This is a genomic window from Duganella sp. CF402, assembly GCF_900109645.1.
GTDB lineage: Bacteria > Pseudomonadota > Gammaproteobacteria > Burkholderiales > Burkholderiaceae_D > Rugamonas.
Genome location: NZ_FOBG01000004.1, coordinates 274,877 through 293,629, shown reverse-complemented (window position 1 = coordinate 293,629; position 18,753 = coordinate 274,877). Strand labels below are relative to the sequence as shown.

Sequence of the window (18,753 nt, the reverse complement as noted above, 5' to 3'; positions counted from 1 at the left end):
ACCATGCGCATACTGCTACACCGCGCCGACGGCAAGACCGAACCGTGGATCAAGGACTTCGCCAAATACCTGCCGGAAGCCGAGATCGAAATCTGGCACGCCGGTGAAAAAAACCAGGCCTGCGACTACGCCGTGGTGTGGGCGCCGCCCGAAGCCATGCTGCCGGAGCTCAGCACCGTCAAAGCCATCTTCGTCACCGGCGCTGGCGTCGACGCGCTGCTGAAGTTCAGCGACGCGCTGCCGCCGCATATCCCCATCATCCGCCTTGAAGACGCGGGCATGGCAGTGCAAATGGCGGAATACGTGACGCACTCCGTGCTGCGCTACTTCCGCCGTTTCGACGAATACGAGGCGCAGGCGCGCGCCGGCACGTGGGCGCCGCTGCCGCAGCATCACAAGGAAGATTTCGCCGTCGGCGTGTTGGGCATGGGTGTGCTGGGCACCCGCGTGCTGGCAGCGCTGGCGCCGTTCGGCTTCCCGCTGCGCTCCTGGAGCCGCACCGAAAAGAGCATGCCGGGCGTGCAAACCTTCACCGGCGCCGATGGCCTGGACACCTTCCTGCGCGGCTCGCGCGTGCTGGTCTGCATGCTGCCGCTGACGCCGGACACCAGCAACATCATGGACCGCACCAACATGAGCAAGCTGCCGGCCGGCGCTTACATCATCAACGTGGCGCGCGGTGCGCACATCGCCGAACCGGATCTGCTCACGCTGATCAAATCCGGCCACATCGCCGCCGCCACGCTGGACGTGTTCCGCAACGAGCCTTTGCCGGCGCAGCATCCGTTCTGGCAAGAGCCGCGCATCACCATCACGCCGCACATCTCCGCGCTGACCTTGCGCCGCGAGAGCGTGCAGCAGATTGCCGCCAACATTCGCAAGACCGAAGCGGGCGAACAAGTCGCCGGCGTGGTCAATCGCACACTGGGATACTGAAATGAGCAGCTTACCGAAACAAGTCAAAATCGTTGAAGTCGGCCCGCGCGACGGCCTGCAGAATGAAAAGGAAAACGTCCCGGCCGAGATCAAGATCGAGCTGGTGAACCGCCTGACAACGGCTGGCTTCCAGAACATCGAAGCGGCCGCTTTCGTGTCGCCGAAATGGGTGCCGCAGATGGCCACCAGCGCCGACGTCATGGCGGCCATCAACCGCAAGCCGGGCATGATCTACTCCGCGCTGACGCCGAACATGGTAGGCTTTGAAGCCGCGCTGGCCGCGAAAGCCGACGAGGTGGTGATCTTCGGCTCGGCCTCGGAAGCCTTCTCGCAAAAGAACATCAACTGCTCGATCGCCGAATCGATCGCGCGCTTTGAGGGCGTAGCGAAGGCGGCGAAAGAGCGGGGCATCCGCCTGCGCGGCAGCATCAGCTGCGCCTTCGGCTGCCCGTACCAGGGCGAGGTGCCGCTGGATGCGGTGGCCGACGTGGTGGGCCGCATGCGCGACCTGGGCTGCGATGAAATCGACATCGCCGACACCATCGGCGTGGCCACGCCGCGCAAGACGCAAGCGGTGATGGAACGCGCCATCCGCGAATTCCGCGTGGACGGTTTGTCCGGCCACTTCCACGATACCTATGGCCAGGCGCTGGCCAACATTTACGCCAGCCTGGAAGTGGGCATTGCGATCTACCACTCGTCGGTATCGGGCCTGGGCGGCTGCCCGTATGCGAAAGGCGCGACCGGCAACGTCGCCACCGAGGATGTGCTGTACATGATGCAGGGCCTGGGCATCGAGACCGGCATCGACCTCGATATCGTGGTCGATGCCGGCCAGTTCATCTCGCAATTCCTCAACCGCAAAGGCGCCAGCCGCGCCGGCAACGCCATCGCCGCCAAGCGCGCCGGTTGATTACATCTGCTTGAATTGCCGCGTATAGCCGTCGCTGACGGCGAGTTTTTCAGCGCGGCCTTTCAAGCGGATTTCCATCGCCGTGCCATTGCGGTCTATGCGTTCCACCGCTTCCAGGTTGACGATGGCGCCACGGTGGATTTGCGCGAACTGCGTAGGGTCCAGCTGCCCGATCAGGTTTTTTAGCGGCAGGCGTATCAGCGCGTCGCCATCGTGTGCCACCACGCGCGTGTATTTGTCCTCCGCCCGGAAGTACAGCACGTCGCGCACCATCACCAGCCGCACGGTATTGCCGGCCGATGCCTTGATCCATTTCAGGTACTGCACCGGCGCCGGCGCGATCTGCTGCCACACGCCCGGCGGCACCGGCGCCGCGCTGCGCGTCTTCAGACGCTTCACGGTTTGCAGCAGCCGCGCCGCCGTTACCGGCTTGACGATGTAGTCCACCGCGCCCGCCTCGAACGCTTGCACCGCATGCTCGGCATACGCGGTGACGAACACGATCTGCGTGGCCTCGCCCACGTGCTGCGCCACTTCCATGCCGCTCAGTCCCGGAATCTGGATATCGAGGAAGACCACGTCCGGCCGCAGCGCTTCCAGCATCGATACCGCCTCTACGCCGTTCTCTGCGTGGCCGGCGATTTCCAGCTCGGGCCACAGCGCGTCCAGCTGGTCGCGCAATTCCGCCGCCAGCAGCGGCTCGTCTTCTACGATCAAAGCGATCGGCATCCTCACTCCTTGTTGATGGCCAGCGTGGCAACCACGCCGCCGTGTTCTCCGGCCGTCACCGACAGCGAGGCGCGGTCGCCATACAGCAGCTGCAAGCGCTCGTGGATGTTGGCCAGGCCGAAGCCCTGGCCCATCTGCTCGGTCAGGCCGACGCCATCATCGCATACCTGCACCCGCAGAGCGTCGCTGTGCAGCACTGCGGTGATGACGATTTCACCGTCACGGCTGGCGCGCTCCAGCCCATGCTTGACCGCGTTCTCCACCAACGAAATCAGCATCGCTGGCGGGAAGGGCAAGGGCAGCACGAAGTCATCGGCCTGAATGTGAAAGCGCAGACGATGCCCCATGCGGATCTGCATGATGGACAGGTAATCGCGCACCAGCGCCAGCTCGCGTTCCAGCGTGGACGATACCGAGCGCATGTCGGGCAGGGAGTTTTGCAGATAGCCCACCAGATGATCGAGCATTTGCTGCGCCGTATCGGCGTCGGTTCGGATCAGGTATTTGAGGTTGGCCAGCGTATTGAATAAAAAGTGCGGCTCGACCTGCGCCTGCAAGGCCGACAGCCTGGCGTTCAGGGCCGCGCGTTCCAGCTCCTCTTCACGCTTGATGGCGCGCAGGACGCGGTCTTTTTGTTCGAACTGCGCTCGCAGATGCGCGACCACGGTTTCCACCGCCTGCAAAGCGCCACCGCGCTGCACGGTGAAGAAGTCATAACCGAAGCGGCGGCGGATGCGCACTTCCACCGGCTGGCCGCGCTCGCCGACCACCAGCACCTCGGTGCATTGCGTCAGCCATACCGGCCGGCGCGGGCCAATCAGGATTTTCCCCTCGAACGGCGAATAACGGAACACCGCCGGCCCGCCATAGCCCAGCGCCATGCCCACCGCCAGGCCGGACAAGGTCTCGGTGCAGATGTTGTAGGTGGTCAGCGGATCCAGCGGCGAGACCAGCACCCGGCTGGGCCGCGCACTGATCATGTCTTCCGTCAGCGGCGTGCCGGCCTCGGACAGTTCCTTGAGGCGCGCCAGCGCAAGATTATTCCCGATGATCAGCGGCACCAGCACCGGCCACACAAAGCCGAAGAACATATTCATCCACGTCCAACCGCCGGACTGCAGGGTGGGGCGATGCGGCAGGGAATACAGCACCGAGAACAGCACCACCGCAATGATCACGCCGGCTGTGGCGGTGGCAGCCCACATGCGCAATAGCGATTGCCAGCGATAACGCCACGCGAGCTTGGGGTCGTGTTCGACTTCGACGGGCTTGAGGTAGAAAGGTGTCGTATTCATACGGCCATTCTAGCGCTGGCCGGGCGCGGCGACGGCGCTTGCGACGAAGGGGCCGAAATCGGGCGCGAAATGGAAAAAACCCTGTTTGACGTTGCCATCAAACAGGGTTTTTAGATTTTGGTCGGAGTACAAGGATTCGAACCTTGGACCCTCTGGTCCCAAACCAGATGCGCTACCGGGCTGCGCTACACTCCGAAGAAGCAAGATAATACAGTCTGGCGGGAAGGCCGTCAAGTGCCCCGCACATTTCGATGCTATTATTTAAAAATCATGAGTGCCACAATTTCATTCGATCAGCCGCCGCTACGGCGTCCGGGCATCATCGCCGGCATTGCCATCTCGCTGGTGCTGCACGCTGTGCTGCTGTTCAGCTATCGTTTGTCCAGCCCGCCTGCGCAGCAGCAGCCGGCGCGGACGATGACGGTATGGCTGCAGCCGCCGCCCCCGCCGAAAATCGTGGCCAAGGTCGAGCCGCCGCCCGCCAGGCGGGAACCGCAGCGCAAGCGCGAGCCGGCCCAGACCACACCGCGCGAACGCACGCCAGCCGCAGTGGCGCAGCAGACGCCGCCTCAGCCATCTGCCGAACCGCAGGCCGTCACCGTGCTGCCGCGCGAGCAAGATCCGCTGTACGCGGACCAGCAGCAGAAAAAGTTCAATATGGATGATGCGCTGAAAACCGCGCGCGGCGTGGCGAAAGAGAGGGCCAAGCCTGGCACCCTGACGGCGCAGCTGGAATCCCATCCGCTATACCCTGAGGACAATCAGACTCAGCTGCAAAAAGGCGTGGCCAGCGCCAAGAAATATGATTGCCTGCAAGCCGGCGCGGGGATGGGCCTGCTCGCGCCGCTGGCCTGGGCGTTCGACAAGCACTGCAAGTTTTAAGCTTGCTCCTTGAGCTGCAAGGCGCGGTCGTACAGGGCGTTTTTCTTGCGGCCGGTAATTTGCGCGGCCAGCCCGGCTGCCTGTTTAACGGGCAGCTCTGCCGCCAGAATCGTCAGCAAGCGGTCCACTTCCGCGTCGTTTTCATCATCTACCGGGGCCGCGCCTTCCAGCAGCACCACGAATTCGCCTTTTTCCCGGTGCGCGTCGGCCTTGATCCAGGCTTCCGCCTCGGACAGCGGGCAGCGGTGGATTTCCTCGAACATCTTGGTCAGCTCCCGTGCAAACACCACCTGGCGGGTCGGCTCAAATACCGAGGCCAGCGCGCTGGCGCAGTCGAGAATCCGGTGCGGCGCTTCGTAGAACACCATCGTGGCGGTCACCGAACGCAGGGTGCCGAGGAAATTCTCGCGCTGCCTGGACTTGGCCGGCAGGAAACCGACAAAGTAGAACTGGTCGTTCACCAATCCGCTGGCCGACAAGGCCGTCACCGCCGCCGACGCGCCCGGCAGCGGCAGTACGCGCAAGCCGGCCGCCCGCACCGCATCGACAATCCGCGCCCCCGGATCGGACACCGCCGGCGTGCCGGCATCCGACACCAGCGCAATCCGCTCGCCGGCCTGCAAACGGGCGATCAGGGTCTGGGCCGCTTCCCGCTCATTGTGTTGGTGCGCCGCAATTAATGGCTTGTGCAGGCCGAAGCGATTCATCAAAGTGGCGGTATTTCGCGTGTCTTCGCATGCAACAGCATTGACCAAGCTCAAAACGTGCAGCGCGCGCAGGCTAATATCGGTCACATTGCCAATGGGAGTCGCCACGACGTACAAGGTTGCGCTAGGATAGGTCTGGTGCGCCGTTTCGCCCAGGACGGGCAGGCTGGCGATGGAACTGGATACGTGGTCGCTCATTGGGGGTAGGATGAAAAGTGTGAGGTTGACGCTGCTGTGCATGGCTGCCGCAGTGCTGAGTGCATGCAGCACGCCGTTTTGCGACGCGCCGGGAGGATTGTGCTCGCCCCAGCCCGCAAAAACAAGCCTGCCGCCACCGCCGGTCGCGCCGAAGCCGCTGCCACTGCCCAAACCGCCGCCGGAACCGCCTGCACCTGCGGCCGAAGTGTTCGCCGTCGACCTGTCCGGCGCCGCGCCCGAGGACCGCAGCCAGATGGCGCCGCGCGCCGCGCCGCCGGCCGTCGTCCGCGCCGGCGATGACAACGCCGTGCCGTCCAGTACGCCGATCCGCATCGGCCTGCTGCTGCCGCTGCGCTCGGAAACGCTGGGCGCCGCCTCGGCCTCGGTGCGCGCCGGCTTCATGGCGGCCTGGGAGCGCGACCGCGACCAGATCACCGTCACCGTGCTGGAAACCGGCGATGTGCCGCAGGACATCCTGGCCGCCTATGCCCGCGCGCTGCAAGACCAGGATATCGTGGTTGGCCCGCTGTCGCGCCCGGCCGTGGCCACCGTGGCGTCCAGCCCGCTGGTCAGCAAACCCACCATCGCCCTGAATTTCCCGGAAGGCTATGGCCAGCCGGACGCCATGCCGCTGCCGCCGCACATGCTGGCGATGGGCCTGTCGATCGAGGAAGAAGCGCGCCAGGCCGCGCAGTGGGCAGCTGCCGAGCAACCGAGCGGCGCCGCCGTGGTCCTGACCACCAGCACCGCCTGGCAGCGCCGGGTTGCCAGCGCCTTCGCCGCCCAGTGGCAAAAGCTGGGCCGCCCGGTGCGCACCGTCGAACTCAGCGCGCCGGACGGCTACCTGAGCGATCCGGAACTGGTGCAACTGCGCGCCAGCCTGCGCCAAAACCTGCCATCGCTGCTGTTCTCGGCGATGGGCGCCGACCAGACCCGCCAGTTGCGCCTGGCATTGGCCAGCGTGCTGACCAGCGAACCGTCCAATCCGACCTTCAGCACCGCCGACGCGCTGCCGCCGGCCCCGCCGACGCCGACCGACCAGTTCAGCAACCTGCCGATCTACGGCACCTCGGCGCTCAATCCGGGCCGCGTCAACAATTTCCCGACCCAGGACCTGGAAGGCGTGCGCCTGCTGGACTTGCCGTGGCAGGTGCAGCGCGACCATCCGGCTGTGATGGTGTATCCACGTCCGCTGCAAACCGGAGTCGGCAGCGCCGACATGGCGCGGCTGTACGCGCTCGGCATCGACGCCTTCCGCGTGGCGCGCGAGATCGGCCGCCATCCGGTCGGCCGCTTCCAGCTGGACGGCGTGACCGGCAAGCTGACGATCGACTTTGGCCGGGGCCCGGCGCAATTCGAGCGCGTCGAGCAATCCGCGATCTACCTGAACGGCGCGCCCCAGCCGCTGCACCCATGAGGCAACCATGCCGCGCACCCCACAGCAGCGGCTGGGCAAGCTGGGCGAGGACCGGGCGCTGGCCCACCTCCACGCCCAGGGCCTGACGCTGCTGGAGCGCAATTTCCTGTGCAAGGCCGGTGAAATCGACCTGATCATGATTGAGGGGCCGACGCTGGTGTTTGTAGAAGTGCGCCGGCGCGGCAGCGCCCGCTTCGGCGGCGCGGTCTACAGCGTCACGCCGGCCAAGCAGCAGCGCCTGTTGCGGGCTGCACAATATTATCTGTTACGCCACAAAATCCCGCCCCCATGCCGCTTCGACCTCATTGCCATCGATGACGAAAAGTTATCATGGATACAAAACGTGCTGGAGATGTAAGCATTTTTAACAGCGCTTGTCCGGTCTGCAGGACGACTGCACTATAATCAGCACACTATGACTAATCAACGCATTCTCTCGCACTTCCACGAAAGTGCCGAACTCAAAATCCAATCCGCCACCGTCCTCGCCCCGCATATCGCGCAGGCGATCGAGATGATGTTCTCGGCGCTGTCCAACGGCAACAAGATTCTGGTGTGCGGCAATGGCGGTTCGGCCGCCGACGCCCAGCACTTCGCGGCCGAGCTGGTGGGCCGCTTCGAGCGCGAGCGCTTCCCGCTGCCGGCGATTGCCCTGACCACCGATACCTCGATCCTGACCGCCGTGGCCAACGACTACAGCTACCGCGAGATTTTCTCCAAGCAGGTGCAAGCGTTCGGCCAGGCCGGCGACATCCTGCTGGCGTTCTCGACCTCGGGCAACTCGGGCAACGTGATGGCCGCGATCGAAGCCGCGCTGGAGCGCGAGATGCGCGTGGTGGCGCTGACCGGCAAAGGCGGCGGCGCCATCGGCAAGATGCTGACCGACGCCGATGTCCATATCTGCGTGCCGCACGACCGTACTGCCCGTATCCAGGAAGTCCACCTGGTCACCATCCATTGCATTTGCGACGGCATCGACGTCGCCCTGTTCGGAGGAGATGTGAATGAGTAATTCCAGCGCTATCTGGAAAAAGGTACAACGTCCGCTGGCCATGAGCGTGCTGTGCGGCGCCATGCTGGCATCCCTGTCGGGCTGCGTCGCGCTGGTCGCGGGCGGTGCGATTTCCGGTACGCTGGCGGCCTCCGACCGCCGCACCTTCGGCGCGCAGACGGAAGACCGCGCGATTGAAGTCAAGGGCGCAGTCAAGGTCAACAACGTGGGCGGCGATGCTGCGCACGTCAATATCAACAGTTTCAACCGCCGCGCCCTGCTGACCGGCGAAGTGCGCGATGAGGCCATGAAGGCGCAGATCGAACGCGAAATCCGCAGCATCGAAGGCGTGGTCGATGTGATCAACGAGCTGGAAATCGCCGGTCCGGCGAGCTACACCTCGCGTTCCAGCGACACCATCATCACCACCAAAGTGAAAGCCAGCCTGGTGGATGCGAAGGATATCTCGGCCAACTCGTATCAGGTGGTGACCGAGCGCGGCGTGGTCTACCTGCAGGGCCGTGTGACCCAGCGCGAGGGCCAGATCGGCGCCGACATCGCGCGCGGCGTCAGCGGCGTGACCAAGGTGGTGAAGGTGTTCGAATACATTTCCGAGGAAGAGTGGAAGTCGTATCAGCCTAAGCCAGCCAACACCAACTCGCAAAGCAGCCAATGAGCGATGCCTCGCGCGCCTGGGTGAAACCGGTGATCGCCGCTGTGGCGATTGCCGCCATCGGCTTTGGCGCTTACGCCACCGTTTCCAAGCGCGAGGTTGCGCCTGAACTGACCTTCCTCAGCATCAAGGGCGAGAAAATCACGCCCGAGAGCCTGAAGGGCAAGGTGGTGATGGTGAATTTCTGGGCTACCTCGTGCACCACCTGCGTGGCCGAGATGCCCAAGATGGTCGACACCTACAACAAGTTCAAAGGCCAGGGCTTTGAGTTTGTCGCCGTGGCGATGAACTACGACCCGGCCAACTACGTCATCAACTATGCCGAAACGCGCCAGCTGCCGTTCAAGGTCGCGCTGGATGCGGACGGCTCGGCCGCCAAGGCCTACGGCAATGTCTCGATGACGCCGACCACCTTCGTGATCGGCAAGGACGGCAAAATCCTCAAGCGCTACCTGGGCGAGCCGGATTTCCCGGCCCTGCACAAGCTGCTGGACGAATCGCTCAAAGGCTGATTGGCACGGCACTTGCATGATGTCTGGCTTCTCCAACCACCAAGGGAAGCCATCATGGACCGCAACCAAGTCACGCAAAAAATCATCGCCACCAAGGTCGCCAAAAAGATGCGCTGGGCCGACCTCGCCCAGCACTTCGGCCAGAGCAAGGAATGGACGACCGCCGCGCTGCTCGGCCAGATGACCTTCAACCGCGAACAGGCCGACAAAGCGCAAGAACTGTTCGGCCTCACCGATGAAGAAGCCGCCTGGCTGCAAATCGTGCCCTACAAAGGTTCACTGCCGAGCGCAGTGCCGACCGACCCGCTGATCTATCGCTGGTACGAAATCGTCAGCGTGTACGGCACCACCATCAAGGAACTGATTCACGAGGAATTCGGCGACGGCATCATGAGCGCGATCGACTTCTCGATGGATATCCAGCGCGAAGCCGACCCCAAAGGCGACCGCGTGCAGGTAGTCCTGAGCGGCAAATTCCTGCCCTACAAAAGCTACTAGAAACCAGCCTGCAACGACAGGTAGAAGCCTTTCTGCTTCTTCGGATTGAAGATGGTGATGTCGCCGAGATTGGCGTATGCCGCCGTGACCGAGAGGTTCCGGGTCGGGAACCAGGCGATGAAGGCGTCGTAGTACGCCTTCTCGTCATCGACGCCGAGGTTGTGCGGCTTGAAGCGGTACTCCGCGCCGACGGCCAGCTTGCGGTTGATCAGATAGGCCGCAGAGAATTCCGGCTTCAGGCGCGTGTCGTCGTTGCGGTCGCCGCCGAATCCCAAAATCCCCATCTGGTTGGCGCGCGTGGCGCGCAGCGTGGCGTTCAGCAGCAGGCTGTATTCGAGATAAATTTTGGTGGCCGAGACGTAGTAATCGTAGCCGCTATCGTCCTTGGCGCCGAGCTGCTTGACGTTGGTGACGCCCAGCCCTTCCAGCCCGTGGATGCCTTTGTTCTTCTTGTACATCACGCCGACCGCCACCTGCGGCACCCAGCTATCCTGCTCGTACACTGCGTCGCCCAGCACCTTGTACTTGAGGCCGACGATATCCTGCTTGATGTTCAGATTGTCGAGCGGCGCCAGGCTGCCGGTGAATTCCTGGTTGGCAAACGACAGCTCCAGCCGGTCCTGGATGCCGACCGCCACGCCGTAGGTTTTCAGCTGGTAGTCCTGCGTGCTGACGTTGGTGTAGTGCGCGTTGGCGCCCCAGCTGTCGCGCGAGCCGTAGCTGGTAATCAGCGCCCACGGCGTGATGCCGCCGCCGCCCGCACCTTCCACCTGCGACACGCCGCCGGTGGCCAGCAGCTTGCCCATATCTTGCGCATTCACGCTGGCGCACGCGCATACGCATACAGCCAGCAAGGCTGGAATCAGTTTTTTCATGGTGTGCTCCCGGCGGATTATTTGGTCACGATATCGCGCTGCATGGGCGCCAGCTTGGCGACCAGCTTGTTCGATATGCTGCTTGGCACGTTGTGCTGTTCCATCGCGATCTGCAAGTCTTCAGTCAGCGCGTTGAACATGGCGTTGGTGATCTGCAGGTCCTGGTGCACGGTCTTCATGTCGCGCACCGGCCCCACGCCTTCCATCGCCTTGTCGTGATACTTGCCGGTGTACTTGCACGGCCCGCCGGCGAACTCGCAGAACTGCTCTTGCAGGCGCACGTTCAACTGCGGGATATCGAAGTCGGTGAAGCTGTCCTTGATGCGCGGATCGGTGGTGATCAGCTTGACGAAGGTATCGACGATCTTCTTGATACCTTCCTTGCCGCCGAGGCCCTGGTAGGTGGAGTCCTCGGTGTACGGTGTTTGCGCCATAGCCAGCGACGAAGCCAGCAACAAGCCGATGGCGGCCATTCGGGTGCGTTTAATCATCGGTCGTCCTCATGCGTAGTCTGCCTAGCCGCAAATTTAACAGCTATTTGGGGTACAAAACCATTTGCGTGCAACGGAACAACGCTATCGTTTTGCCAGTAGATTTGTTGGTGACGGTGGCATCCCACACCTGCGTGGTGCGGCCCAGATGCACCGCCGTGGCAGTGGCCACCACCGTGCCTTCGCGTGCGGTGCCGAGGTGGTTCGATTTCAGTTCGACGGTGGTGAAGTTCTGCGCGCCATCCGGCAGATGCGAGAAGCAGGCGTAGCCGCAGGCGGTGTCGGCCAGCGTGACCACGCTGCCCGCGTGCAGGAAGCCGTTCGGCGCGAGGTGGTTTTGCGTGACCGTGAATTCGGCCACGATCTGGTTTTCCTTCACCGAGGTGATGACGATGCCCAGATGGTCCGGCAAAGTCCCTTTGCCGAACTGGTTGAAATACGCGGTAGTGAATTTATCAGCATCCATAACGGTCCTTGTCTACATGACGCGTACCCACGCGCCTTTGTAGAGTATAGGACCAGTCGGACCGTTCGGGTCGGGCGAGCCGCCCTTCGGCTCGAGCGACACCGCCAGCAGCGCGACATCGTCGCCGATGGCGTTGCTGCCCAGCGCCAGCCGGACCTCGCCTTTATCAGCCAGCAGGCCCAGCGAACGCGGATTACCCTGTTTCGGTACCGCCCACAGCTGCAGCGTCTTGTCACTGGCCACCGGCGCGTTGCCGACCAGGCGCACGGTCAGCGCCTTGTGCTGGGTATCGCCGGTCAGCACCAGCGCCGTTTGCGCCTTGTCGTCGGTCAGCGTGGCGACGTAGTCGAGCTGCGGCCTATCGAGCACACGGGTGCTGATCACAACCACCAGCAAGGCCGCCACTGCAGTCGAAGCGATGCCCAGCCCGCGCCAGAAGTTCAGCGATGCCAGCCAGCCGGCGCGCGCCGGCCGCAGATTCAGGCGCCGTTCGATGCCGGCCCACACCTGTTTGGGCGGCTGTACCGCAGGCGCAAACTCGGCCATCGGGGCCAGCCGCTCTTGCCATTCCGCCGTCAGCAGGCGCAACGCGGCGTCATGGTGCAGATAGCCTTCGAAGCGGCGGCGGGCGCCGCCCTTGAGTGTGCCCAGCACGTATTCTGCCGCCAGCTTTTCGCGCAGCGGCGCATTGTCGCGGATATTCATGTGCGCCCTCCCTTGGCCAGGCAGGTCTTCAGTTTGTCCAGGCTGCGGCGGATCCAGGTCTTGACGGTGCCGATTGGCAGCGCCATCTGCTGCGCCACTTCGCTGTGCGACAAGTCGTGGAAGAAGGCCAGTCCCAGCACCTGACGGTGCGCACCTTCCAGTACCGACATGCAATAGGCCAGCGCGGTGGCGTCGCGGCTCAGCTCGAGAGCCTCGATCGGTGTGGCGGCGGGGTCGTGTAGTGCATCCATGATTGCGGCGTCAAACGGGTCTCCATCGATTTCGGCAGCGACATCGCTACGGCGCAGCAGATCAAAAGCCTTGTTGCGCACGATGGTGGTCATCCACGTCATCGGTGCGGCCAGATGGCTTTGATAGGTGCCGGCGTTGTGCCAGATCGCGACGAAACTCTCCTGCAGAACTTCTTCCGCAAGCTCGCGCTTGCCTAATATACGCAGCGCGAAGCCAAACAGTTTCGCGGATGTGGCGTCATACAGGGAACGGAACGCAACGGCATCGTGCTGGGCGGCGCGATTCAGCCAGCTGCGCAGTTGTTGCGGGTCGAGGTTGGGGACGTCGGACACGGCTTGCCTTGAGATGAGGATGACGGAAATTACCATATCTTCAACGCTGCACAAAACGAAATATTTTGAATCCAATTCGCGTCCGCCAACGTACAAGCCCGACAAACGGACCGGGAGGCGGAATGGCAATCAGGGGCGGAACGATAGCGGTTTGCACGGCGCTGTGGCATGGCGCAGCGCAGGCGAGCGAGGACATGGTCAGCGTGACCGTACTGGGCCATTACGACAATGCGGTCGGCACCGCCGACGCCGCCAGCCAGTACTTCCTGCGCGGCTTCAACCTCGACCACGGCACCGACTTCGCTACCTGGGTCGACGGCGTACCGGTCAATAGGCGCAGCCACGCCCACGGCCAGGGCTATTCCGACCTCAATTTTTTGATTCCGGAACTGGTGCAACGCATCGACTGCAAGAAGGGCAGCTACTTCGCCGACGAGGGCGACTTCTCGTCCGCTGGCCGATGCGCTGGCTGTGGCCGGCGGCACGCTGCTGTACGGCCTCGAAGCGAGCCGCAACCATGACCCGTGGCAGGCGCCGGAACAGGTGCGCAAAGTCAGCGCCACGCTGCGCTATAGCCACGGCGGCGCGCCAGCGCCAGGCCACCGTGCGCGAGGACCGCATCGACGCCAGCGTCGGCCTGTACGCCGAAAACACCAGCTACTGGACGCCAACCCTGCGCAGCATCGCCGGCCTGCGCTACGACGCCTACCGCTTCAAGGTCAACAACGCGCGCGCCAACGGCCACAAGTTCTCGCCCAAGCTCTCGCTAATCTTCGGGCCGTGGGCGCAGACCGAATACTTCATCAACTACGGCGCCGGCTTCCACAACAACGACGCGCGCGGCGTTACCGGAACCGAGGCGGCGCCGCCACTGGTGGGCACGCGCGGCGCCGAACTGGTCCGGCGGCTTCGAGCGGCGCTACTTCGGCCCGCGCCAGCGACATCGACTATTCCTACCCGTCGCGTCTGGCGGGCGAGCCGGCCGAGGGCGTCAGCGATGTGCATTTCCACCCGGTCGAGCCGCGCACGCTGCGCCTGACCCTGACGCACAATTTTTAAAAAAGTTGAATCTGGCGCGCGGCGGCTTGCGTATATCAGCCTGCAGTACCCACAGGAGGTTCGTTCATAAGGAGAAAGCGAGATGCAAACTATCATCACCAAGGCGGTGCGCCTGGCGGTCGCCGGCGCGTTGGCCGGCGCCTGTCTGCCGGCGGCGCTGGCGTCCAGCCACCGCGAAGCACCGTTCATTACGCAGAGTCCCAAGGTCGACGGCACCGACTTCTATATGTTCCGCAGCTACGAAGCGGGGCGCGCCAACTTCATCACCCTGATTGCCGACTATGTGCCGCTGCAGGATCCGGGCGGCGGTCCCAACTACTTTGCAATGGACCCCAACGCGCTGTACGAAATCCATATCGACAACAATGGCGACGCCAAGGAAGACCTGACCTTCCAGTTCCGCTTCAATAACACCAACAAGGACACCAAGCTGACCGTGGGCGGCAAGCAGGTCTCGATCCCGCTGGTGATCAACGGCGGCGCCATCGCCGCGCCCAACGCGGCCGGCGCCAATGTGCGCGAAATCTACACCATCAGCGTGGTGCGCGGCGACCGCCGCACCGGCACCCGCGCCAGCGTGAGCAACGCCTCCGACGGCAGCACCACCTTCGACAAGCCGCTCGACAACATCGGCAACAAGTCGATTCCGAACTACGCGGCGTATGCGGCGGCGCACGTCTACAACGTCAACATCCCCGGCTGCAGCACGCCGGCGCGGGTGTTCGTCGGCCAGCGCAAGGACCCGTTCGTGGTCAACCTCGGCGAGACCTTCGACCTGGTGAACATCAAGGCGCCAGCCACCGAGTTTGCCGCCAATGCCGAGAGCGCTGCCAAGGATGACCTGGCCGGCAAGAACGTCACCGCCATTACGATGGAAGTGGCGGCCTCCTGCCTGACCGCGTCCGGCAGCACCGATCCGGTGATCGGCGGCTGGACCACGGCCAGCGTGCGCCAGGGCCGGCTGCTGAACCCGACGCCGAACAGCGGCGCGCCGTCGAAAGAGGGCGGCGCCTGGACCCAAGTGTCGCGCCTCGGTATGCCGCTGGTGAACGAGGTGGTGATCGGCCTGAAGGACAAGGACACCTTCAACGCCAGCAAGCCGTCCGGCGATGCGCAGTTCGCCACCTACGTGACCAACCCGACCCTGCCGGCGCTGATTGAAATCCTGTACGGCAGCGCCGGCGCCAAGGCGCCAACCAACTTCCCGCGCAACGACCTGGTGGCGGCGTTCCTGACCGGCGTCAAGGGCCTGAACCAGCCCGCCACCGTCACGGCGTCCGAAATGCTGCGCCTGAACACCACCACGCCGGCTGCCGCGATGGGCAAGCAGAGCCGCCTGGGCGTGATCGGCGGCGACAATGCCGGTTTCCCGAATGGCCGCCGTCCGGGCGATGACGTAGTCGATATCGCACTGCGCGTGGTGATGGGTAAGCTGTGCACGTTGAACCTCGGTTGCGCACCGGCTGACGCGCCTGCGGGCGGCCTGCACTTCACCGATGGCGCTTACCTGGACGATAGCTACTTCAGCGCGGCCTTCCCTTACCTGAAGGATCCGCTGCCGGGTTCGCCACAGAGCGCGGCGATGGCGCAAGCTGTGCGGAGGGCGCCATGAAAGCGGCGGGCCTGACACTGGGCCTGTGTGCGCTACTGGTGCTGGGCGGCTGCGGCGGCAGCAGCCATCACGACGAAGCGCCGCCCACCACGCCGACCACGCCGCCGGTTTCCATGATCGACAAGTTTGTCACCGCAGTGCTGGCGGTGATCGGCGACGGCGCCGAAACCACCAGCGAACCGCAAGCGATCGACAGCGTGGCCGTGACCATGCCGGAAGATAGCGAACCGGTCGCCGTGAAGTAACCTCGGAGAGGGCGGACGTCCACACGTCCGCCTCTATTCACCATGCATAAACTACTCTTTGCGCTGATGGGTTCTCTGGCCGCCGTGGCGCAGGCGGCGCCATACATTCCAGCCAGCGGCCAGCAAGTGGTGGAGACCGTGCCGCGCCGGGGCGATCCGGTGCAGCAGGACATCCGCCGCCTGCGCAGCCAGCTGAACGCGCATCCGGGCGACGTCACGCTGGCCGCCGGCCTGGCGCGCCGCTACATCACGCTGGCCCGCAGCGAAACCGATCCGCGCTACCTTGGCTACGCCCAAGCGGCGCTGCAGCCGTGGTGGCAACAGCCGGCGCCACCGAGCGAAGTGCGCCTGCTGCGCGCCACCGTACTGCAAAGCACACACCAATTCCGCGCCGCGCTGGCGGACCTGCGCGCCGTGCTGGCAGCCGAGCCAGACAATGTGCAAGCGTGGCTGACCCAGGCCACCGTGCAAACCGTGCAAGGCGACTACGCCGGCGCCACTGCCAGTTGCGCCCGCGTGTCCACCTTGTCCATCGACCTGGCCGCCATTACCTGCCTGGCCAACGTCGGCGCCGTGACCGGCAAGGCGGCCACCAGCGAACAGCTGCTGGACCTGACGCTGGCGCGCAGTCCCAACGCGCCGGACGAACTCAAGGTATGGGCATTGACCCTGCTGGCCGAGATGGCGCAACGGCGCGGCGATGGCGCCGCCGCCGAGTCGCGCTTCCGCGAGGCGCTGGCCATGCGTCCGCACGACAGCTATCTGCAAGGCGCGTACGCCGACCTGCTGCTGGACCAGGGCCGCGCCGCCGACGTGCTCAAACTGCTGCAAGGCCAGGAACGCATCGACGCACTGCTGCTGCGGCGCGCACTGGCGCTGCAGCAGGCCGACAAGCGCCTGGCGCTGCAGGCCGATATCCACGAACTGGCGGCGCGCTTCGACGCCGCCGGCCAGCGCGGCGACACCGTGCACCAGCGCGAGCAGGCGCGCTTTGAGCTGTGGCTGCGGCGCGATGTGCCCACCGCCCTGGCGCTGGCGCGCAAAAACTGGGCGGTGCAAAAGGAACCGGCCGACTTGCGCATCTACCTTGAAGCGGCCGCCCAGGCGCGTGATGCGGCCGCCGCCAAACCGGCCGCCGACTGGATCGCCGCGCACCGCACCGAGAACGTCACGGCCACACGCCTGCTGCGCCAGCTGAAAGCGGGGTCATGATGCTGCGACGCCTGCTGCTGATGTTCATGCTGTGCTGCGCGCTGGCGCCAGCCTCGGCGCACAAGCCGAGCGACAGCTATCTGACGCTGGCCGTGCAAGGCGAACGGATCAGCGGCCAGTGGGATATCGCCTTGCGCGACCTCGACTACGCTATCGGCCTGGATCAGGATGGCGACGGCCAGCTGACCTGGGACGAGATCCGCGCCCGCCACGCCGCCATCGCGGCCTACGCGCTGGAACGCCTGCAACTGGCGGCCGACAACGGCGCCTGCCGCATCGAGCCCGGCGATCAACTGATCGACCAGCATACCGACGGCGCCTACAGCGTGCTGCACTTCGAGGCCAATTGTGCCGGGCCGATCAGCTCGCTGACCATCGGCTACCGCCTGTTCGCCGATCTCGATCCGCAGCACAAAGGGTTGCTGCGGCTGACCCATGACGGCGTCACCACCACCGCGATTTTCGACCCGGCGCATGCGCAGCAGCGCCTGTCGCTGTCGGCGCCGGACCAGCTGCAGCAATTCAGCGCCTACGTGCGCGACGGCGTGTGGCATATCTGGATCGGCTACGACCACATCCTGTTCCTGCTGTCGCTGCTGCTGCCGGCGGTGCTGCTCGCGGCGCCGGCCGACAACCTGCGCGGGGCCTTCATCGACGTGCTGAAAGTGGTGACGGCGTTCACGCTGGCGCACTCGCTGACGCTGACGCTGGCCAGCCTGTCGCTGATCTCGCTGCCGTCGCGGCTGGTGGAATCGGCGATTGCGGCGTCCGTCATACTGGCGGCGCTGAACAACCTCTATCCGCTATTTCGCGGGCGGCGGCCGGTGGCGGCGTTCGGCTTTGGTCTGATCCACGGTTTTGGTTTTGCCAGCGTGCTGATCGACCTTGGCCTGCCACAGGGCGCGCTGCTGGCCAGCCTGTTTGGCTTTAACCTCGGCGTGGAAATCGGCCAGCTGTGCATTGTCGCCGTGTTTTTGCCGCTGGCGTTCCTGCTGCGGCGGACGTGGTTGTATCGCCGCTTGCTGAGCGGCGGCTCCTTCGTGATCGCGCTGGTGGCGCTGGTGTGGTTCGTCGAGCGCGCGTTCGATGTTCAGGCCCAGTGGATCGGCGGCTGACCGTTGGCGAGCAGGTAATCGTTGGCGCGCGAGAAGGGCTTGCTGCCGAAGAAGCCCTTGTGCGCGGAAAACGGCGACGGGTGCGGTGAGGTAATCACCAGATGCTTGCGGCTGTCGATCAGCGCACGCTTGGCGATGGCGTAGCTACCCCACAGGATGAAGACGATCTTCTCGCGCTGCTGCGACAGGGCGCGGATGGCGCTGTCGGTGAAGGTCTCCCAGCCCTTGTTGGCGTGCGAACCGGCTTCACGGGCGCGCACGGTGAGCACGCTGTTGAGCAGGAATACGCCTTGCTGCGCCCAGTCGGTGAGGTCGGTGTGGCGGCGGTCGAGACCGAGATCGTCGTGCAGTTCCTGGAAGATGTTCTGCAAGCTGGGCTGCGGCCGGTTGCCGTCGGGGACCGAGAAGCAAAAGCCCATCGCGGCGCCGGGCGTGTGATACGGATCCTGGCCGAGGATGACCACCTTCACCTGATCGAACGGCGTCAGGTCGAAGGCGCGGAAGATATTCTTGCCGGCCGGGCAGCACTGCCCGGCCGCGTATTCGGCACGCACAAAGGAGGTCAGGGATTCCCAGTAAGGCTGCTCAAACTCGTGCTGCAGCTGCTGCTTCCACGACTCCTCGATGCGTACGCTCAT

At 64.4% G+C, this 18,753-nt stretch carries 24 protein-coding genes and 1 tRNA gene; 15 read left to right on the top strand and 10 right to left on the bottom strand.

Translation table 11 applies throughout. The features are described from left to right. The first annotated feature begins 3 nt into the window (after nt 1-3). Together BMZ70_RS25725 and BMZ70_RS25720 are read left to right on the top strand one after the other, a co-directional pair. Nucleotides 4-936 carry a 2-hydroxyacid dehydrogenase gene (locus tag BMZ70_RS25725; RefSeq protein ID WP_092280900.1) on the top strand — a complete coding sequence of 311 codons (933 nt, stop codon included), beginning with the start codon at nt 4-6 and terminating at the stop codon, nt 934-936. Nucleotide 937: 1 nt separating this feature from the next. After that, nucleotides 938-1,849, top strand: coding sequence for a hydroxymethylglutaryl-CoA lyase (locus BMZ70_RS25720; protein WP_092280898.1), 912 nt, complete (start codon nt 938-940; stop codon nt 1,847-1,849). Here BMZ70_RS25720 and BMZ70_RS25715 read toward each other — a convergent pair whose 3' ends face one another. The 3 genes from BMZ70_RS25715 to BMZ70_RS25705 all read right to left on the bottom strand — a co-directional run bounded on the left by BMZ70_RS25715 (nt 1,850) and on the right by BMZ70_RS25705 (nt 4,068). Continuing rightward, on the bottom strand, nt 1,850-2,578 hold the full coding sequence (locus BMZ70_RS25715) for a LytR/AlgR family response regulator transcription factor (RefSeq protein ID WP_092280896.1): 729 nt from the start codon (nt 2,576-2,578) through the stop codon (nt 1,850-1,852). Nucleotides 2,579-2,580: 2 nt separating this feature from the next. Continuing rightward, on the bottom strand, nt 2,581-3,873 hold the full coding sequence (locus BMZ70_RS25710; RefSeq protein WP_092280894.1) for a sensor histidine kinase: 1,293 nt from the start codon (nt 3,871-3,873) through the stop codon (nt 2,581-2,583). Between the two features lie 118 nt (nt 3,874-3,991). Beyond that, nucleotides 3,992-4,068: transfer RNA gene (locus tag BMZ70_RS25705), tRNA-Pro, on the bottom strand. Between the two features lie 75 nt (nt 4,069-4,143). On the opposite strand from BMZ70_RS25705, the gene BMZ70_RS25700 reads away from it, so the two are divergent. Then, nucleotides 4,144-4,755 carry a hypothetical protein gene (locus tag BMZ70_RS25700; protein WP_092280892.1) on the top strand — a complete coding sequence of 204 codons (612 nt, stop codon included), beginning with the start codon at nt 4,144-4,146 and terminating at the stop codon, nt 4,753-4,755. Here the strand turns inward: BMZ70_RS25700 and rsmI are convergent. Further along, on the bottom strand, nt 4,752-5,660 hold the full coding sequence (rsmI, locus tag BMZ70_RS25695; RefSeq protein WP_092280890.1) for a 16S rRNA (cytidine(1402)-2'-O)-methyltransferase: 909 nt from the start codon (nt 5,658-5,660) through the stop codon (nt 4,752-4,754). The two genes, BMZ70_RS25700 and rsmI, sit on opposite strands and share 4 nt — an antisense overlap. Nucleotides 5,661-5,670: 10 nt before the next feature. Between rsmI and BMZ70_RS25690 the strand changes: the two genes are divergently transcribed. Genes BMZ70_RS25690 through cynS form a run of 6 tightly spaced genes read left to right on the top strand, consistent with a single transcriptional unit; the run spans nt 5,671 to nt 9,751 of the window. Further along, complete coding sequence (locus BMZ70_RS25690) at nt 5,671-7,077, top strand: penicillin-binding protein activator (RefSeq protein WP_092280888.1); 1,407 nt, start codon at nt 5,671-5,673, stop codon at nt 7,075-7,077. Nucleotides 7,078-7,084: 7 nt separating this feature from the next. Continuing rightward, nucleotides 7,085-7,435, top strand: a complete 351-nt coding sequence (locus tag BMZ70_RS25685; protein ID WP_092280886.1) for a YraN family protein — start codon at nt 7,085-7,087, stop codon at nt 7,433-7,435. 57 nt (nt 7,436-7,492) lie between these two features. After that, nucleotides 7,493-8,089 (top strand): phosphoheptose isomerase, encoded by a 597-nt coding sequence (locus BMZ70_RS25680; RefSeq protein ID WP_092280884.1) that lies wholly within the window; start codon nt 7,493-7,495, stop codon nt 8,087-8,089. Beyond that, nucleotides 8,082-8,744 (top strand): BON domain-containing protein, encoded by a 663-nt coding sequence (locus tag BMZ70_RS25675; RefSeq protein WP_092280882.1) that lies wholly within the window; start codon nt 8,082-8,084, stop codon nt 8,742-8,744. Before BMZ70_RS25680 ends, BMZ70_RS25675 begins: the two co-directional genes overlap by 8 nt. Further along, nucleotides 8,741-9,253 carry a peroxiredoxin family protein gene (locus BMZ70_RS25670; protein WP_092280880.1) on the top strand — a complete coding sequence of 171 codons (513 nt, stop codon included), beginning with the start codon at nt 8,741-8,743 and terminating at the stop codon, nt 9,251-9,253. The genes BMZ70_RS25675 and BMZ70_RS25670 overlap by 4 nt, the downstream gene beginning before the upstream one ends. Before the next feature lie 54 nt (nt 9,254-9,307). After that, nucleotides 9,308-9,751, top strand: coding sequence for a cyanase (cynS, locus tag BMZ70_RS25665; RefSeq protein ID WP_092280878.1), 444 nt, complete (start codon nt 9,308-9,310; stop codon nt 9,749-9,751). Here the strand turns inward: cynS and BMZ70_RS25660 are convergent. From BMZ70_RS25660 to BMZ70_RS25640, 5 genes are read right to left on the bottom strand one after another with little or no spacing between them, the layout of a single operon-like run. Then, nucleotides 9,748-10,626 (bottom strand): DUF3034 family protein, encoded by an 879-nt coding sequence (locus BMZ70_RS25660; RefSeq protein ID WP_092280876.1) that lies wholly within the window; start codon nt 10,624-10,626, stop codon nt 9,748-9,750. The genes cynS and BMZ70_RS25660 overlap by 4 nt on opposite strands. 17 nt (nt 10,627-10,643) lie before the next feature. Then, a complete protein-coding gene (locus BMZ70_RS25655) occupies nt 10,644-11,117 on the bottom strand; it encodes a group I truncated hemoglobin (RefSeq protein WP_092280874.1) in 474 nt (157 codons plus the stop codon). Nucleotides 11,118-11,160: 43 nt separating this feature from the next. Further along, the gene (locus tag BMZ70_RS25650; RefSeq protein WP_092280872.1) at nt 11,161-11,583 is read right to left on the bottom strand and encodes a PaaI family thioesterase; all 423 of its coding nucleotides are present in this window, start codon (nt 11,581-11,583) and stop codon (nt 11,161-11,163) included. Nucleotides 11,584-11,595: 12 nt separating this feature from the next. Beyond that, on the bottom strand, nt 11,596-12,288 hold the full coding sequence (locus BMZ70_RS25645) for an anti-sigma factor (protein ID WP_092280870.1): 693 nt from the start codon (nt 12,286-12,288) through the stop codon (nt 11,596-11,598). After that, on the bottom strand, nt 12,285-12,872 hold the full coding sequence (locus tag BMZ70_RS25640) for a sigma-70 family RNA polymerase sigma factor (RefSeq protein ID WP_092280868.1): 588 nt from the start codon (nt 12,870-12,872) through the stop codon (nt 12,285-12,287). The genes BMZ70_RS25645 and BMZ70_RS25640 overlap by 4 nt, the downstream gene beginning before the upstream one ends. Before the next feature lie 122 nt (nt 12,873-12,994). Between BMZ70_RS25640 and BMZ70_RS29020 the strand changes: the two genes are divergently transcribed. From BMZ70_RS29020 to BMZ70_RS25615, 6 genes are all read left to right on the top strand, one after another. Beyond that, nucleotides 12,995-13,393, top strand: a complete 399-nt coding sequence (locus BMZ70_RS29020) for a TonB-dependent receptor plug domain-containing protein (RefSeq protein ID WP_130301006.1) — start codon at nt 12,995-12,997, stop codon at nt 13,391-13,393. Between the two features lie 83 nt (nt 13,394-13,476). Then, complete coding sequence (locus BMZ70_RS29015) at nt 13,477-13,911, top strand: TonB-dependent receptor domain-containing protein (RefSeq protein ID WP_165403573.1); 435 nt, start codon at nt 13,477-13,479, stop codon at nt 13,909-13,911. A 102-nt stretch (nt 13,912-14,013) separates the two neighbouring features. Continuing rightward, on the top strand, nt 14,014-15,543 hold the full coding sequence (locus BMZ70_RS25630) for a DUF4331 domain-containing protein (protein WP_092280866.1): 1,530 nt from the start codon (nt 14,014-14,016) through the stop codon (nt 15,541-15,543). Continuing rightward, complete coding sequence (locus BMZ70_RS25625) at nt 15,540-15,788, top strand: hypothetical protein (protein ID WP_092280864.1); 249 nt, start codon at nt 15,540-15,542, stop codon at nt 15,786-15,788. Before BMZ70_RS25630 ends, BMZ70_RS25625 begins: the two co-directional genes overlap by 4 nt. A gap of 42 nt (nt 15,789-15,830) precedes the next feature. Further along, nucleotides 15,831-17,000 carry a tetratricopeptide repeat protein gene (locus BMZ70_RS25620; protein ID WP_092280862.1) on the top strand — a complete coding sequence of 390 codons (1,170 nt, stop codon included), beginning with the start codon at nt 15,831-15,833 and terminating at the stop codon, nt 16,998-17,000. Then, nucleotides 17,000-18,115: a HupE/UreJ family protein gene (locus BMZ70_RS25615; RefSeq protein ID WP_092281173.1), complete on the top strand. Its 1,116-nt coding sequence runs from the start codon at nt 17,000-17,002 to the stop codon at nt 18,113-18,115. The genes BMZ70_RS25620 and BMZ70_RS25615 overlap by 1 nt, the downstream gene beginning before the upstream one ends. Here BMZ70_RS25615 and BMZ70_RS25610 read toward each other — a convergent pair. Further along, nucleotides 18,091-18,753, bottom strand: coding sequence for a uracil-DNA glycosylase (locus tag BMZ70_RS25610; RefSeq protein WP_092280860.1), 663 nt, complete (start codon nt 18,751-18,753; stop codon nt 18,091-18,093). The genes BMZ70_RS25615 and BMZ70_RS25610 overlap by 25 nt on opposite strands.

Excerpts from the sequence above, each read along its gene's own strand:
- BMZ70_RS25630 (WP_092280866.1), top strand. The coding sequence starts at position 14,014 with ATGCAAACTATCATCACCAAGGCGGTGCGCCTGGCGGTCGCCGGCGCG.
- BMZ70_RS25660 (WP_092280876.1), bottom strand. The coding sequence starts at position 10,626 with ATGAAAAAACTGATTCCAGCCTTGCTGGCTGTATGCGTATGCGCGTGC.
- BMZ70_RS25675 (WP_092280882.1), top strand. The coding sequence starts at position 8,082 with ATGAGTAATTCCAGCGCTATCTGGAAAAAGGTACAACGTCCGCTGGCC.
- BMZ70_RS25725 (WP_092280900.1), top strand. The coding sequence starts at position 4 with ATGCGCATACTGCTACACCGCGCCGACGGCAAGACCGAACCGTGGATC.
- BMZ70_RS25625 (WP_092280864.1), top strand. The coding sequence starts at position 15,540 with ATGAAAGCGGCGGGCCTGACACTGGGCCTGTGTGCGCTACTGGTGCTG.
- BMZ70_RS25670 (WP_092280880.1), top strand. The coding sequence starts at position 8,741 with ATGAGCGATGCCTCGCGCGCCTGGGTGAAACCGGTGATCGCCGCTGTG.
- BMZ70_RS25685 (WP_092280886.1), top strand. The coding sequence starts at position 7,085 with ATGCCGCGCACCCCACAGCAGCGGCTGGGCAAGCTGGGCGAGGACCGG.
- BMZ70_RS25650 (WP_092280872.1), bottom strand. The coding sequence starts at position 11,583 with ATGGATGCTGATAAATTCACTACCGCGTATTTCAACCAGTTCGGCAAA.
- BMZ70_RS25715 (WP_092280896.1), bottom strand. The coding sequence starts at position 2,578 with ATGCCGATCGCTTTGATCGTAGAAGACGAGCCGCTGCTGGCGGCGGAA.
- rsmI (WP_092280890.1), bottom strand. The coding sequence starts at position 5,660 with ATGAGCGACCACGTATCCAGTTCCATCGCCAGCCTGCCCGTCCTGGGC.
- BMZ70_RS25615 (WP_092281173.1), top strand. The coding sequence starts at position 17,000 with ATGCTGCGACGCCTGCTGCTGATGTTCATGCTGTGCTGCGCGCTGGCG.
- BMZ70_RS29020 (WP_130301006.1), top strand. The coding sequence starts at position 12,995 with ATGGCAATCAGGGGCGGAACGATAGCGGTTTGCACGGCGCTGTGGCAT.
- BMZ70_RS25710 (WP_092280894.1), bottom strand. The coding sequence starts at position 3,873 with ATGAATACGACACCTTTCTACCTCAAGCCCGTCGAAGTCGAACACGAC.
- BMZ70_RS25610 (WP_092280860.1), bottom strand. The coding sequence starts at position 18,753 with ATGAGCGTACGCATCGAGGAGTCGTGGAAGCAGCAGCTGCAGCACGAG.
- BMZ70_RS25680 (WP_092280884.1), top strand. The coding sequence starts at position 7,493 with ATGACTAATCAACGCATTCTCTCGCACTTCCACGAAAGTGCCGAACTC.
- BMZ70_RS25620 (WP_092280862.1), top strand. The coding sequence starts at position 15,831 with ATGCATAAACTACTCTTTGCGCTGATGGGTTCTCTGGCCGCCGTGGCG.
- BMZ70_RS25645 (WP_092280870.1), bottom strand. The coding sequence starts at position 12,288 with ATGAATATCCGCGACAATGCGCCGCTGCGCGAAAAGCTGGCGGCAGAA.
- BMZ70_RS25700 (WP_092280892.1), top strand. The coding sequence starts at position 4,144 with ATGAGTGCCACAATTTCATTCGATCAGCCGCCGCTACGGCGTCCGGGC.
- BMZ70_RS25655 (WP_092280874.1), bottom strand. The coding sequence starts at position 11,117 with ATGATTAAACGCACCCGAATGGCCGCCATCGGCTTGTTGCTGGCTTCG.
- BMZ70_RS25720 (WP_092280898.1), top strand. The coding sequence starts at position 938 with ATGAGCAGCTTACCGAAACAAGTCAAAATCGTTGAAGTCGGCCCGCGC.
- BMZ70_RS25690 (WP_092280888.1), top strand. The coding sequence starts at position 5,671 with ATGAAAAGTGTGAGGTTGACGCTGCTGTGCATGGCTGCCGCAGTGCTG.
- cynS (WP_092280878.1), top strand. The coding sequence starts at position 9,308 with ATGGACCGCAACCAAGTCACGCAAAAAATCATCGCCACCAAGGTCGCC.